This window comes from Gulosibacter macacae, from assembly GCF_003865375.1.
GTDB classification, from domain to species: Bacteria; Actinomycetota; Actinomycetes; order Actinomycetales; family Microbacteriaceae; genus Gulosibacter; species Gulosibacter macacae.
The window spans coordinates 146,690-159,785 of the sequence record NZ_RQVS01000003.1 but is presented as its reverse complement, the minus strand read 5'-3'; the positions used below and the strand labels follow the sequence as shown (position 1 = coordinate 159,785).

General features: G+C 65.4%; 11 protein-coding genes. 6 read left to right on the top strand and 5 right to left on the bottom strand.

From position 1 onward, the window contains the following. Positions 1-64 precede the first annotated feature (64 nt). The 4 genes from EG850_RS13230 to EG850_RS03410 all read left to right on the top strand — a co-directional run bounded on the left by EG850_RS13230 (position 65) and on the right by EG850_RS03410 (position 5,715). Entirely contained in the window at positions 65-340 is a 276-nt protein-coding gene (locus EG850_RS13230) for a PTS sugar transporter subunit IIB (protein WP_185714929.1), read from the top strand. A gap of 77 nt (positions 341-417) precedes the next feature. Beyond that, positions 418-1,986 carry a PTS ascorbate transporter subunit IIC gene (locus EG850_RS03420; RefSeq protein ID WP_124969965.1) on the top strand — a complete coding sequence of 523 codons (1,569 nt, stop codon included), beginning with the start codon at positions 418-420 and terminating at the stop codon, positions 1,984-1,986. Positions 1,987-2,101: 115 nt separating this feature from the next. Continuing rightward, positions 2,102-4,105 carry a dynamin family protein gene (locus EG850_RS03415; RefSeq protein WP_124969962.1) on the top strand — a complete coding sequence of 668 codons (2,004 nt, stop codon included), beginning with the start codon at positions 2,102-2,104 and terminating at the stop codon, positions 4,103-4,105. Continuing rightward, positions 4,102-5,715: a GTPase family protein gene (locus EG850_RS03410; RefSeq protein WP_124969959.1), complete on the top strand. Its 1,614-nt coding sequence runs from the start codon at positions 4,102-4,104 to the stop codon at positions 5,713-5,715. The genes EG850_RS03415 and EG850_RS03410 overlap by 4 nt, the downstream gene beginning before the upstream one ends. A gap of 57 nt (positions 5,716-5,772) precedes the next feature. On the opposite strand, the gene EG850_RS03405 is transcribed toward EG850_RS03410, so the two are convergent. After that, positions 5,773-6,441, bottom strand: coding sequence for a DNA alkylation repair protein (locus EG850_RS03405; protein WP_124969956.1), 669 nt, complete (start codon positions 6,439-6,441; stop codon positions 5,773-5,775). 212 nt (positions 6,442-6,653) lie between these two features. On the opposite strand from EG850_RS03405, the gene rpsT reads away from it, so the two are divergent. After that, positions 6,654-6,914: a 30S ribosomal protein S20 gene (gene rpsT / locus EG850_RS03400; protein WP_124969954.1), complete on the top strand. Its 261-nt coding sequence runs from the start codon at positions 6,654-6,656 to the stop codon at positions 6,912-6,914. Positions 6,915-7,060: 146 nt separating this feature from the next. After that, positions 7,061-8,086, top strand: coding sequence for an agmatine deiminase family protein (locus tag EG850_RS03395; protein WP_124969951.1), 1,026 nt, complete (start codon positions 7,061-7,063; stop codon positions 8,084-8,086). Between the two features lie 14 nt (positions 8,087-8,100). On the opposite strand, the gene EG850_RS03390 is transcribed toward EG850_RS03395, so the two are convergent. The 4 genes from EG850_RS03390 to EG850_RS03375 form a co-directional block, all read right to left on the bottom strand. Next, the gene (locus tag EG850_RS03390; RefSeq protein WP_124969948.1) at positions 8,101-8,781 is read right to left on the bottom strand and encodes an LppP/LprE family lipoprotein; all 681 of its coding nucleotides are present in this window, start codon (positions 8,779-8,781) and stop codon (positions 8,101-8,103) included. Positions 8,782-8,824: 43 nt separating this feature from the next. Beyond that, on the bottom strand, positions 8,825-9,844 hold the full coding sequence (gene holA, locus EG850_RS03385) for a DNA polymerase III subunit delta (RefSeq protein ID WP_124969945.1): 1,020 nt from the start codon (positions 9,842-9,844) through the stop codon (positions 8,825-8,827). A gap of 120 nt (positions 9,845-9,964) precedes the next feature. Beyond that, complete coding sequence (locus EG850_RS03380) at positions 9,965-12,361, bottom strand: ComEC/Rec2 family competence protein (RefSeq protein WP_124969943.1); 2,397 nt, start codon at positions 12,359-12,361, stop codon at positions 9,965-9,967. Beyond that, a complete protein-coding gene (locus EG850_RS03375) occupies positions 12,358-13,080 on the bottom strand; it encodes a ComEA family DNA-binding protein (protein WP_235829194.1) in 723 nt (240 codons plus the stop codon). The genes EG850_RS03380 and EG850_RS03375 overlap by 4 nt, the downstream gene beginning before the upstream one ends. Positions 13,081-13,096 lie beyond the last annotated feature (16 nt).

Below are 13,096 nucleotides of genomic sequence, written 5' to 3'. Positions count from 1 at the left end.
GCATCCACGTTTCACGACGCGAATATTCACCGCACTGAGAAACCGCACTAAGAACAGGAACGAAATGAAGATCATCGCCGTCTGCGGCATGGGAATCGGCACCTCGGTGCTGCTCAAGATGAACATCGACCAGGTCCTCGCCGACCTTGGTGTCGACGGCGATGTCGAAGCCGCCGATATCTCCTCGGCCCGCGGCGCCGCCGCCACCGCCGACCTCGTGATGACAAGCTCCGAGCTCGTCGAGCAGCTCGGCGACACCGACACCCCCGTCGTCGTCGTCGACAACTTCGTTGACCAAGACGAGATCCGCGAAAAGCTCATCGAGGAACTCGACCTCTAACTCACAACGCGCAGGCCCGCGCGTGACCCGGGCCGATCACCTCTCGGGCTTCGGCCCACTGCTGGAAAGGACCGTTCATGGACTGGTTCGTTGACGTACTCAACTTCATCGGTCAGCAAATCCTTAATGTCCCCGCCTACCTCGTCGGCATCATCGTCGCCGTTGGCCTCATCGCCCTCGGTAAGACCGCCGGCCAAATCATTGGCGGCGCACTCAAGGCAACGCTCGGCTTCCTCGTGCTTGGCGCGGGTGCCGGCGTCGTCGTCAACGCACTGAGCCCGCTCGGCACACTCGTCCTCGAAGTAACCGGCGCCGAAGGTGTGGTGCCGACCAACGAAGTCATCACCGCAATGGCCGCAGCCGAGTTTGGTGCCACGAGCGCGTACATTCTCGCGCTCGGCTTCCTGCTCATGCTCGTCATCGCCCGTTTCACGCCATTGCGCTATGTGTTCCTCACCGGCCACCACATGGTGTTCATGGCGATGATGCTCTCAGTACTGCTCTCCATCGGTTTCGGCAGCGACAACATCTGGCTCGCCGTCATTGTTGGTGCGTTCCTCCTCGCCGTGATCATGGTCGCGATGCCCGCCTTCGCCCACCCCTGGACGAAGCGCGTCACCGGCAACGACACTGTCGCCATGGGCCACTTCGGCACCCTCGGCTACATCGCCGCCGGTGCTGCCGGTCAGGCCGTCGGCAAGCGCTCGCGTTCGACCGAAGACATCAAGTTCCCGCAAGGACTCTCGTTCTTGCGTGACTCGATGGTCGCTACCGCCCTGTCGATGGTGCTCATCTATGTCGTCTTCGCGATCTGGGGCATGATCTCGCTCGGTGACTCCGCCTACGCATTGCTCGATGCCGCTGACGGCGGCGCGTTCATCATGGCCGCAATCATGCAGGGCTTGATGTTCGGTGTCGGCGTCTCGGTCATCCTCTACGGTGTGCGCACCCTGCTGGGTGAACTCATCCCCGCCTTCCAGGGCATCGCGAAGAAGGTCGTTCCGGGCGCGAAGGCGGCGCTCGACGTGCCGATCGTGTTCCCCTACGGCCAGAACGCCGTGCTCATCGGCTTCATCTCGTCGTTCGTCGGCGGTCTAGTGATGCTCGTGCTGCTCGCAGTCTGGCTCGGCCCGGCCTTCGGTCTCGCGCTCATCTTGCCCGGCATGGTGCCCCACTTCTTCACCGGTGGTGGTGCGGGTGTCTACGGCAACGCAACCGGTGGTCGCATCGGTGCAGTCGTTGGTGGCTTCGTCAACGGCATCCTGATCACGATCCTGCCGGCCCTTCTCTACGCAGTGCTCAACGGGGTCGCGATCCTCGCTGGCAACCCGTCGATGGCCGGCTCCACCTTCGGTGACGCCGACTTCGGTTGGTTCGGTTCGCTCATTGGTGCGAGCGTGCTCTCGGGCAACGTCGGCATGAGCGTTGCGCTCACGCTCGGCATTGGCCTGGTCATTCTCGTGCTCGCCATCCTCTGGCAGGTGCGCGTGGTGAACTCCGGCTGGGTGCCCGGAGGCGAGCACGCCGAGTTCGTTGACGCGATCTCCGCTGAAGAAAAGGCCGCCGAGAAGGCGGCTCGCGATGAGGCGAAGGCCGCACGGGCCGCCGCCAAGTCGACAGGCAAGCACGCCGGCCCGGCTTCCTAACCTCTTGAACGCTGCGGGTCCGCATCCGAATTTGGATGCGGACCCGCAGTCGTTTGCGCACGGGCACCGCCGCGTCGCCATGCCGAGCCTCAGCCGCATGCGGCAAGCTAAGTACGTGACCGATTCGACCACCCTTGCCCTCGGCAAACTTGATGAGTTGCGCGCACAACTCGCCGCGACCTCGCTGGCACTCGAATTGCCCGGGGTCGACACGGCGCGCGCCGCGCAGCAAATGGCGCTACGGCAGATCGACGACTACATCGCGCCGAGGCTCGCGAATCTGGATGCGCCGCTGCTCGCGGTGGTCGGTGGGTCCACCGGCGCCGGCAAATCGACCGTTGTGAACGCGCTTGTTGGCCACCCGGTCACGCGCACCGGCGCGATTCGACCAACGACTCGGCAACCGATCCTCTTGCACTCGCCGAGTGACCGAGAGTGGTTCTCGTCGGCACGCATCCTGCCCGGCCTCAGCCGCATCACCGGCACCGCGGTCTCGACACCGGTGCCCTCGAACCAAGCTGGTGCCGCGCCCGATGCCGCGCTTATCTCATCCGTCGTGCTCGTCGCCGATGACCACATCCCGCCGGATCTTGCGGTACTCGACGCACCCGACATCGACTCAATCGCCGACGAGAACCGCGCGCTAGCCGCACAATTGCTCGCCGCCGCCGACCTCTGGTGCTTCGTGACGACGGCGAACAGGTACGCCGATGCGGTGCCGTGGAAGCTCCTCGACGATGCGGCCGCGCGTGACATCACCGTCGCAGTCGTACTCAATCGCGTGCCGCCGGGTGCGGCTGCCGATGTCGAATCTGATCTGCGCCGAATGCTCGCTGAACGCGGTCTCGCCGAGGCGCCGGTGTTCACCATCCTGGAAACGCCCCTTGATGAACTCGGCATGTTGCCGGCCGAGGCCGTGGCACCGATTCGCCAGTGGCTTGGCACGATCGCGGCCGATCGCGCATCCCGCCACGAAGTTGCCCGCCGCACTGTGGCCGGCGCCGTCGCACAATTGCAGCGCAAAGCGCTCGAAGTGGCCGCCGCGCGCGATGCGCAACTCAATTCCACTGATGAGCTCCTTGCCGTTGCCTCCGATGAGTACGACGAGTCGGTCGAACACGTCATCGAATCAACGCGCGACGGCACGCTCCTGCGGAGCGAGGTGCTTGCCCGCTGGCAGGACTACGTCGGTACCTCCGATGTTTTCCGCTCGATCGAAACGTGGTTTGGCCGCTTCCGCGATCGCGTGGGTCAGTGGTTCTCGGGTGAACCAGCGCCGGTGCGCGAGGTCGAGAACGAAATCGAGACCGGTCTCCACGCGGTCATCGTTGATGAAGCCGGTCGTGCTGCGGGTGCCGTCTGGCAACGCCTGCGCAATACGGCAGCCGGACGCCAGCTCGTAGCCGACCCCGCGCTCGCGCGCGAGTCAGCCGACCTTGATGCCCGCGCCTCGCAGCTCGTGCGCGATTGGCAAACGGCGCTCATGCAACTCATCTCGGACAATGCCGCGAATAAGCGGGTACAGGCGCGCGTCCTCTCGCTCGGCCTGAATGGCGTGACCGTGGCGCTCATGGTGCTCGTCTTTGCCTCCACCGCCGGACTCACCGGTGGTGAAATCGCCATCGCGGGTGGCTCGGCCGTCATTGGTCAGAAGCTGCTCGAGACGATCTTTGGTGACGAGGCAGTGCGCAAGCTCGCCGCCGAAGCACGCGATGACCTCAATGCCCGCGTGCAGCAACTCTTTGATGAGGAGTACGAGCGCTATGCGGCGCTCGTGGCGCCGGTGCTTGAGGGTCCGAGCGGTGCTGAACTCACCGCAACCGCCGACGCGCTCGCGTCATCAATGGCCGTGCCGCTCGCTGACCCGGTCGAGGCGGCAACGAACCTCAATGCCATTACGGTGCCGACCGCAGCGACCCCGGTTGTGCGCGAACCCGGCGACTACCTCGATGCCAACGACCTCGACGAAGTGCCGCATTGGCCGAGTCGGCCCACCTCCGAGCGGCCCGTTCCCGAGGCCGAAGCTGAGGCTGAAGCCATGCCGCCGCTCCCGCCGTTGCCGCAACTCCCAGCAACCAGTGATGACCCGCGCCCCGACACTGCAGGATCGACCCAATGAGCAGTCTCAGCCTTGACGACCGGCTCGCCGCGCTCGCTCACGCCCGCGATCTTGCCGAGGGCCGCATCCTCGACACCGAAGCCGAGGCGCTCGATGCCCTCCTGCGCTCGGCCGCCGAACGCCGCGAGCGCTCAAGCGAGCACACCGTCGTCGGCTTTTTCGGCGCGACCGGTTCGGGTAAGTCGTCGCTGTTCAACGCGGTTGTCGGGGAGCCACTCGCCCGCACCCACGTCGTGCGCCCGACGACGAGCGAACCCCTCGCGGCCGTCTGGAACATGACCGGTGCCGAACCACTGCTCGATTGGCTTGACGTGCGCGACCGCCGCACGCCAAGCGCGCCGTTCGATGGTGATCCGTCGCTCTCGCTCATCCTGCTCGATCTGCCCGACTTCGATTCGGTGGCGCTCGAGCATCGCGAGATCGCGACCCGACTTGCAGGTCAGGTCGATGTGCTCGTCTGGGTCGTTGACCCGCAAAAGTACGCAGATGCGACCATCCACCGTGACTTTATTCGTCCGCTCGCCACGCATTCGGCCGTGACCGCAGTCGTGCTCAATCAGATCGACACGCTCGCGCCCTACGAGGTGCAGCCGGTGGTGCACTCGCTGAGTGAACTTGTGCGCGCCGACGGCCTCGGCAAGATGCGGGTGCTTCCGACGAGCGCCGCGACTGGCGAGGGCGTGGATGCGGTGCGCAAGATGATTGCGAAGTTTGCGCGCGACCGCGCGGCCGCAACGGCACGCCTCGAAGCGGATGCGCGCAGTCTTGCGACGAAGCTCGGCGCCGAGGGCTCGGCGTCGACCGCGCTCGTGCCGACGAAGGCGACCCACTCGCGCCTCGTCGACGACATTGGCGTGGCCGCGGGCGTGGACATTGTGGCGAACGCCGTCGGCGCCTCATATCGCAAGCGCGCTGGCCAAGCGACCGGGTGGCCACTCACGAGTTGGCTTTTGCGGTTGCGCCCCGATCCCCTGCGCCGATTGCGGCTCGGGTCTGCGGCCGCGGCAACGAAGAAGTCAGACACCGATCCCGAGTTGCACCGCACCTCGCTGCCGCCGCTTTCAGCTGGTCAGCGCGCGGCGATCGGCCGCAGCGTGCGCGATTATGCCGACGGTGCCGCATCCGCTCTGCCCGACCGCTGGCAGGCGTCGTTGCGTCGACGCGCCAATGAGGCAACCGAACAGCTACCGGATGAACTCGACCGTGCGATTGCGCGAACGGATCTTGGGGCTGGCCGCTCGTGGTGGTGGGTGATCATCACGATCATTCAGTGGCTCGCGCTCATCGCGGCGATTGTCGGTGTTGGTTGGTATCTCGCCTCCTGGTTCTTGCCGAACTTTGGCCTGCCACGGCCCGAGATCACGATGATTGAGGGCTGGCCGGTGCCGGGGCTGCTGATCGCGCTGGGACTCTTGTTGGGCATCCTGGTCGGGCTCTTGACTGCGGCCGTGAGCGGTGCGGTCGGTGCGGTGCGGAAGCGCCGAGCGCGGCGCCGGATGCTGCGCGAGGTCGAGACGGTTGTGCAGGCGCTCGTGATCGCGCCGGTGCGCGCCGAGCAGGAGCGCGCCCGAGAGTTCAGCGAAGCGCTCGAGCGCGCTGCGTCAAAGTAGGTGCACCATTGGCTGGTCGAGTAGCGGCGAAGCCGCGTATCGAGACCCCAGCCGACGCTATTTGCCCTCGTTCCGCCGCACGATCTCGGAGATCCAAATCGGTGCGAACGGCGAGGTGCAATTCGGCGGCGTCGGATAGTCCTTGAGCACTTCGAGCCGCTCACCTATCGCGAGTGCACGCGCGCGATGCTCGGGATGCGCAATACCAATCTGCGCGAGGCATTCGTTCATTGCCCACTGCAGCCGCTCCGGTGCATCCTTCATCTCAGCTTCGATCGTGTCGAGCAGCCCCGAAAGATCAAGACCGTCGGGCCGTTTGAGCACCCGCTCACTCGTGAGCGCCCAGCCCGCACTTGCGACCACCGCATCGTCATCGGCGAGCCACGCCACCCGCAGTGCCTCCGCGTGCGCGCTCTTCTTCACGACGTAATTGACGAGCCAGCCGTGCACCTTGGGAATGCGCGACTCGCGCAGCATCCGGTCGAGTTCGGCTTCGGTGAACGTCTTCGGCCGGCAGATGAGGAGCGCCAGCAAGCGCGCGGCCGAGTCGCCCGTCGCCCAGAGTTCGACCGCGAGTTCGTGCTGCGTCTTCAGCCGCTTGGCAATGGCTCGGAGCTTCGTGAGGTTGACCGCGTGATCATCGCCATGGCGCTCGTTCACCGCAAGAGTCTTCGGATCGGCAAGGTCGCTGAGTTCTTCGAGCAGCGCTGCGGTTGTATCGGTCACGCGAATCCCATCTCGGTCTAGGCACCGGCTGCGGTGTTCTTTGAGAATAGAAGGCACGGCGATCTGCGCGAAATGGATGCGGAATCGGCCCGGATGCTGGTAACGTTGGCCCTTGGCTTACGCGTACCCCACTCGACGCGATGCGCCGCGCGGCCCCTCTACCCGCTCGGTGCGAATCAGCAATCAACTTCTCCCGAGGAAAGACACTCACAGTGGCAAACATCAAGTCGCAGATCAAGCGCATTGGCACCAACCGCAAGGCAACCGAGCGCAACCGCGCCTACAAGTCGGAGCTCCGCACCGCGATCCGTCGCGTCCGCGAGGCCGTCGCCGCTGGCGACGCAGCCAAGGCAAACGAGGCACTCGCCTTCGCGTCGAAGAAGCTCGACAAGGCCGTCTCGAAGGGCGTCATCCACAAGAACCAGGCCGCGAACCGCAAGTCGGCAATCGCCCGTTCGGTGAACTCGCTCTAAGTAGCAGTTTTTGAAGGTAGGCCCCGCTTCGGCGGGGCCTACCTCGTTTCCGCTCAGCCCCGGGTGCCAAGATGGCCATATTGCGCTCGTAAAATAATCGCCATTAATATAGTTAGCGCAGTGTTCGACGACGAACGGAGTCAATGATGACCTCACCGCTCATGCCCGCCGAGTGGGCGCCCCACGAGCGCACTTGGATGGCTTTCCCTCCCCCGAACGACACGTTCGGTGAGCGCGGTGAAGAAGCCCTTGAACAGGCCCGGCGCGATTGGCTCAAGGTTGCCGAAACGATCGCGAAGTATGAGCCGGTGTCGATGATCGTTGACCCGGGCGACGCCGCCGAAGCGCGTGCGCAGTTCCGCGACCGCTTCGAAATCGTCATTCACGACCTCGATGACGCCTGGATGCGCGACATCGGCCCGTCGTTTGCCTTCGACGGCGACGAACTCGTCGCCGTCGACTGGGTGTTCAACGGCTGGGGTGCGCAGAGCTGGGCGACCTGGGAGAACGACTCAAAGATTGGCCGGGTCATTGCCGAGCATGCGGGTGTCCGCGTGGTCTCGAGCGAGCTCGTCAACGAGGGCGGCGGCATCCACGTTGATGGTGAGGGCACAGTGCTGCTCACCCGCACGGTGCAACTCGATCCGCACCGAAACCCCGGCGCCACCGTCGAGGCAGTCGAGGTCGAGTTCGCCTGCACCATCGGCGCGTCCAAGGCGATTTGGTTCAACCGCGGGCTCCACCGCGACTACGACTCCTACGGCACCCGCGGGCACGTCGACATTATCGCTTCGTTCGCAGGGCCCGCGAAGGTGCTCGTGCATGACCAGCGCGACCAGGGGCATCCTGACTATGCGATCAGCCAGGCACTCAAGCAGCGCCTCGCTGGCGAGACCGACGCAGCTGGCCGCCCGATCGAGGTCATCGAAGTACCGGCTCCGACGGTCTTGCGCGACGAACACGGCTGGGTCGACTGGTCATATATCAACCACTACGTCTGCAATGGCGCAGTTATTCTCTGCGCATTCAACGACCCGAACGACGAAGTTGCGGCAAAGATTCTGCAACGTTGCTATCCCGAGCACACCATCGAGCTCGTGGATGCCCGCGGCATCTTCGCGCACGGTGGCGGCATCCACTGCATCACGCAGCAGCAGCCGGCGCGTCGCTAGGGCATCCGATCCCGTTAGTGCGGAGGGAACTCACCCGAGTGCACGACCTTCTCGAGCGATGCATCCCAGGTGTAATACGAGGTGGAACGCCCGCTTGCGCCGGCATTAGATTCGCCAGCGCGGGGCCACTTGTACACCGTCTTGAGTGTTGCGTCGTTGACGCGCGTCACCTCCGGCCAAAAGCCGAACGACACGTACGAGCCGGTACCGAGGTATTCGCCCTTGTGGAAGAGCATGATCTGGTGTGGTGAGGATGCGGTGCCACCTTCGATCGGCACCGTGATCCAGGAGAGGTCAGCACAGGCGTCGTAGTTGATGTCAGCCCAGGTGGGATCCCAGTGGATGTCGCTGCGCCCTTCCACAGCTGGCGGCAGCTTGTGCAGATTGGTGTAGAGCGCATCTTCGCCGCTCATCGTGCCGCAGGCGGCGGTGTTGGTGGGTCCCGCGCCGGGGCCACCGGTTGGTCGCGGCGCCGAAGTTGCTGGCGCGCTTGGCGCGGGTGTGGCGGTGGGTGGCGCACTCGGCGAGGACGATTGGGTTGAGGGGCTCGTCGGCTCCGTCGTCGCGGTCGCGGTCGCATCCGCACCAAAGGCCGAGGAAATGGATGAAGCGAGATCGTTCCCGGCGCATCCACTAAGGACAAGAGCGGCCGAGGTGGCGAGGGCGGCAATTCCCAGACGAGCACGCGAGTTCATGGCTTCAGTCTATTCCCGGATGCACGCCAAACTATTGCGCGGATCAGAACTCGCGTGCGGCAATGCGGCGCACAAGTCGTTCGACCGCGAATTCGGCGTCACGGGAGCCGCCCTTGACGAGCCAATCAGTCTCGGCGGTGAGTCGGATGGCGCTGCCGAGTTCCTGATCACTCCAGCCACGCAACTCGCGGCGGGCCTGACCGACCTGCCAGGGCGCGGCGCCGACCTGGCCCGCGAGTTGGGCGTCGCTGCCACCGAGATCTGACACCTTTGCCATGGTGCGGAGCTTCATCGCGATCGCCGCAACGATCGGCACCGGGTTGAGGCCGGTATCGAAGCCGGCTCGGGTCAATGAGAGGGCATCGGCGACGCGACCGGCGATAGCGGCATCGGCGACTTTGAAGCCCGTGGTCTCAACTCGACCACCGTAATAGCGCTCGACAAGTTCGACTGAGATCTCGGGTTCGGGGCTCACACTCATGAGCTGTCGGCAGGCTGCGGCAAGTTCAGCGAGGTCGGTGTTGAACGCGGCAATGAGCGCTTGTGCCGCCTGTGGTTGGACCCGGCGGCCACCGGCTCGGAACTCCGCGACGACAAAGTCAAATTGCTCATTGGCTTTGAGCGCGACGCAAGATATTTCGATCGCATCAGGCATCGCTCGCACCGCGTCGAGAAGTTTCTTACCGCGCACGCCCGAGGCGTGCCGCAAGACGAGCGTCGTGCCCTCGACTGGGTACTCAAGGTAGCTCAGTGCTTCTTCGAGGAAGGCGTCGCCGGTTTGGTGCACGTTTTCGGCGACGACGAAGCGCGGCTCCATGAAGAGCGACGGGCTGACGACGGTGGTGAGTTCGCCGGGGGCGGCCGAAGATGCATCCAGTTCAGTGACTTCGAGCGAGGGGTCTTCGGTGCGCAGGAGGGTGCGCAGGCCCGTGATCGCCTCGTGCGCGAAGAAGTCTTCGGGGCCGGAGACGAGCACGACCGGTGCCGGTCGCGATTCGCGCCAGTGCACCTGCTGGATGCGCGACTTTGCGCTCGGCTTGCTCGCCTTTTTCGGTGCCGCCACTGCGCCTCCTTCGTCAGACTTCCATCGTAGGTCGATGCCCGTCCCGCAAATTGCCGCACAGCTCAACATCCCGCTCCCGGAGCGGGATGAGGCCGCAGGAGGAAATTCGCGGGACGCAGATCACGAGATCGAGGTCCACGTGGTGAGCGCGTCGTCACGAATGAACACGGCAAGGTGCCCGTGTTTGTCGGTGCGCAGCCACGCCGTACCCGCCTCGGCGAGCTGTTGCAGAGCTTCGTCACGCGGGTGCCCGTAGTTGTTATCGCCGACCGACACGATGCCGAGCTGCGCGCCAACTGCGGCGTAGAACTCGGCGGATTGGTCGGCAGAGCCGTGGTGCGAGACCTTCACGACGGTCGCAACAAGCGAGACGTTGCTACGCAGGATGCGGCGCTGCGCTTCCGCCCCCACGTCACCCAGCAAGAGCGTGCTGAAGCAGGAGACAGCACAGTCAGCATTGGGCACTGCATGGACGACGAGACTGCCGTCATTGCCCTCGTCCCGGGACGGAGCACCATTCAAGCCCGGTCTCGGCGAGAGCGCGTGCAGGGTGAGGTCACCGATTGCTAGTGCGTCACCGGCCGCACCGAAGTGGAGGGTCGCGCCTGAGAGCTCGAGGCGCAGGGTGTCTGGCTCGTCTCTTGCCTCCTTGGTGTCGGGCAACCAGGCCGCGTCCACTGGGATGCGCAGCTCAGCCAGCGCACCGGAATGGTCGTTGTCGAAGTGGCTCAGGATCAGAAGGTCGATTCGCTCCACCCCGAACTCATCAAGGCAGTCGTGCAGGAGGGCCGCATCATCGCCAGTATCAATGAGGATGGTCGCGCCCGCGGCGCTGAGCAGGAGCGCATCACCTTGCCCGACATTGCAGGCCACAAGTCGCCAATCGCTCGGCAGGTCGCGACTGCGAAGCGCCGCGACACCAGCCGCCACCGCGACGATGACTGCGAGCGTCACCGTGAGCACTGCAGCAACGAGACTCCGCACCCGTCGCCAGCGCTCGCCACCGAGTCTGGCAGCCACGAGCACGATCGCCGCGAGCACAAGGATGAACACCGTAGCCCCGAGCGCGCCGTCCAGCCACGGGATCGAGGCGAATGGCAGGCCGGTCGTGGTCTCGGCGATGAGTCCGATCCATTGCGCCGGGAGCCACGCGATCCACACGAGCACCTGGCCAAGAGGTGGCACGACGACCGCCACGAGACAGGCCGCAAGCCCGATTACCGTAGCGACCGGGGCGGCCGGAGCCGCGAGCAGATTCGCGGCGACACCGTAAAGCGGCAAGGACGGTTCAAGGAGCAACAGGATGGGTTGGCAAGCGAGCTGCGCCGCGAGTGGCACCGCGATGAGGAGCGCGATTGGCGGTGGCAACCAGCGTTCGAGCCAGGTCGCGAGTGGTCGGGTTCCGAGCAGAAGGCCGGCAGCCGCCGCTGCCGAGAGCGCGAAGCCATAGTCGCGCGCGAGCCAGGGATCAGCGGCAAGCAACACGATTACCGCAAGCGACAGCACCGGCGGCCCTTGCACGGGCCGCGAGGTCGCGTCGAGTACGAGCACGAGCAGCGCCATCGCGGTCGCCCGAATCACCGAGCCCTGCGGAGTTACCAACAGCACAAATCCGGCGACGACGGCGCCCGCGGCCGCGAGCCGAACGGCACGTTTCCATCCGGCCAGACGTCCGAGCCCAATCACCACCATGACAATGAGCGCGATGTTAGAGCCGGAGACGGCGGTCAAATGCGTGAGCGAAGAGACCTTCATTGCCGCATCCAGGTCGGCGTCGACGAGCCGCTCATCACCGACCGCGAGCCCCGGCACGAGCGCGCCGCCAGGACCGGGAAGCTCACGCGCGAGATCAACGAAGCTCGAGCGCAACTCGTTGCCTGCCGCGAGCAATGAATTCGGTGCCGCGGCGACGAGAGCTGGCTCGCAAGCGAAAGCGAGCGCCACCACGCGGTCTCCTGCTGGCACAGTCTGCAGCTTCGCTGCGACGAGCAGTTCGGTGCCGATTTCTAGGGCGGAGGCATCCTGTTCACTCGCCGGCAGGAAGAGAAGCACGGGCGCCTCAGCGGGCTGCCCGTCAATCGCGAGCGTGGTGACCCGCACACGGATGGATTGGGCGTCTCGCTTGGGAAGCGAGGTGACGACCGCGTGGAGTTCGACGCGATAGCCGTCACTCGCGGCCAAGGTGATGCTTTCGGGAACTCGCGCCTCGGCGCGCGCTGCGGCGGTCCCTGAGACGAGCAGACCTGCGGCGGCGACAACGGCGATCGCGCCCAGCGCGCCGGCGCTCACTCGATTGTCGCGACCGCTGCGATCAATTTGCCGAGCCCACACCAGCGCGCCCGTTGCTGCAAGCAGACAGCATACGACAAGCCACCATGCCAGCGGCGGGAACCCGGTCGCGACCCACGCCAGCAACCAGGCGAACGCAGCCGCGGGAAGCAGCCGAAGATCAAGCGGAGGCCGTTCGGGTTGCGACGTATCGACGCCGGCCGATGCGGATAGCGATGGATTGCTCACACGGTCACCAAGTCGCGGAGCCCTTCGAGCGTCGCCTCGCCAATTCCGGGTACATCGCCAAGGTCATCGACTGAGGCGAAGGGACCGTTCGCCTCTCGGTGGTCGATGATGCGCTGGGCAATCGCTGGACCGATGCGTGGCAGGGTGTCGAGTTCGGCGACCGTGGCCGTGTTGATGTTGATGAGTCCGCCACTCACTCCCCCGGGCGTGACACCACCGCCGACGATGCCGCCAGGCGCCGGCCGTGGTTCTTCCCCGATGCGCGGCACGTAGAGCTGCTCGCCGTCAACGGCGACCCGGGCAAGGTTGATGGCCGAGATCTCGGCGTCGTCGGTGAAGCCTCCTGCCGCCGCGATTGCATCGACAACTCGACCACCGGGTCCGAGCTCGTAGACCCCGGGTGAGACCACCGCGCCGAGCACGTGCACGAGCACGCGCGGTGCCAACGATGGGGCGGCATCGATCACGGTCGCGGTCGGTGTGCCGGTCGTCGCCGCCTGCATCCCGCTTGAGCGCGGTTGCAGCGCCACCGCGAGTACCACCACCGCTGCTGCAACCAGCGCGAGTACGACGGCGGCGCCAGCCGTGATGCGAAACCTCGGTCGTTGCGGCGTCGCGAAGAGTTCGTCAAGCACCACCGGCGGCCGCGAGGTCACCTGCGGTGCGAGACCGGATGCATCCTCGTCGGGTGGAGATTCAACGGCCGGGTCAAGAGTCACGACGTCAAGGTAGCCA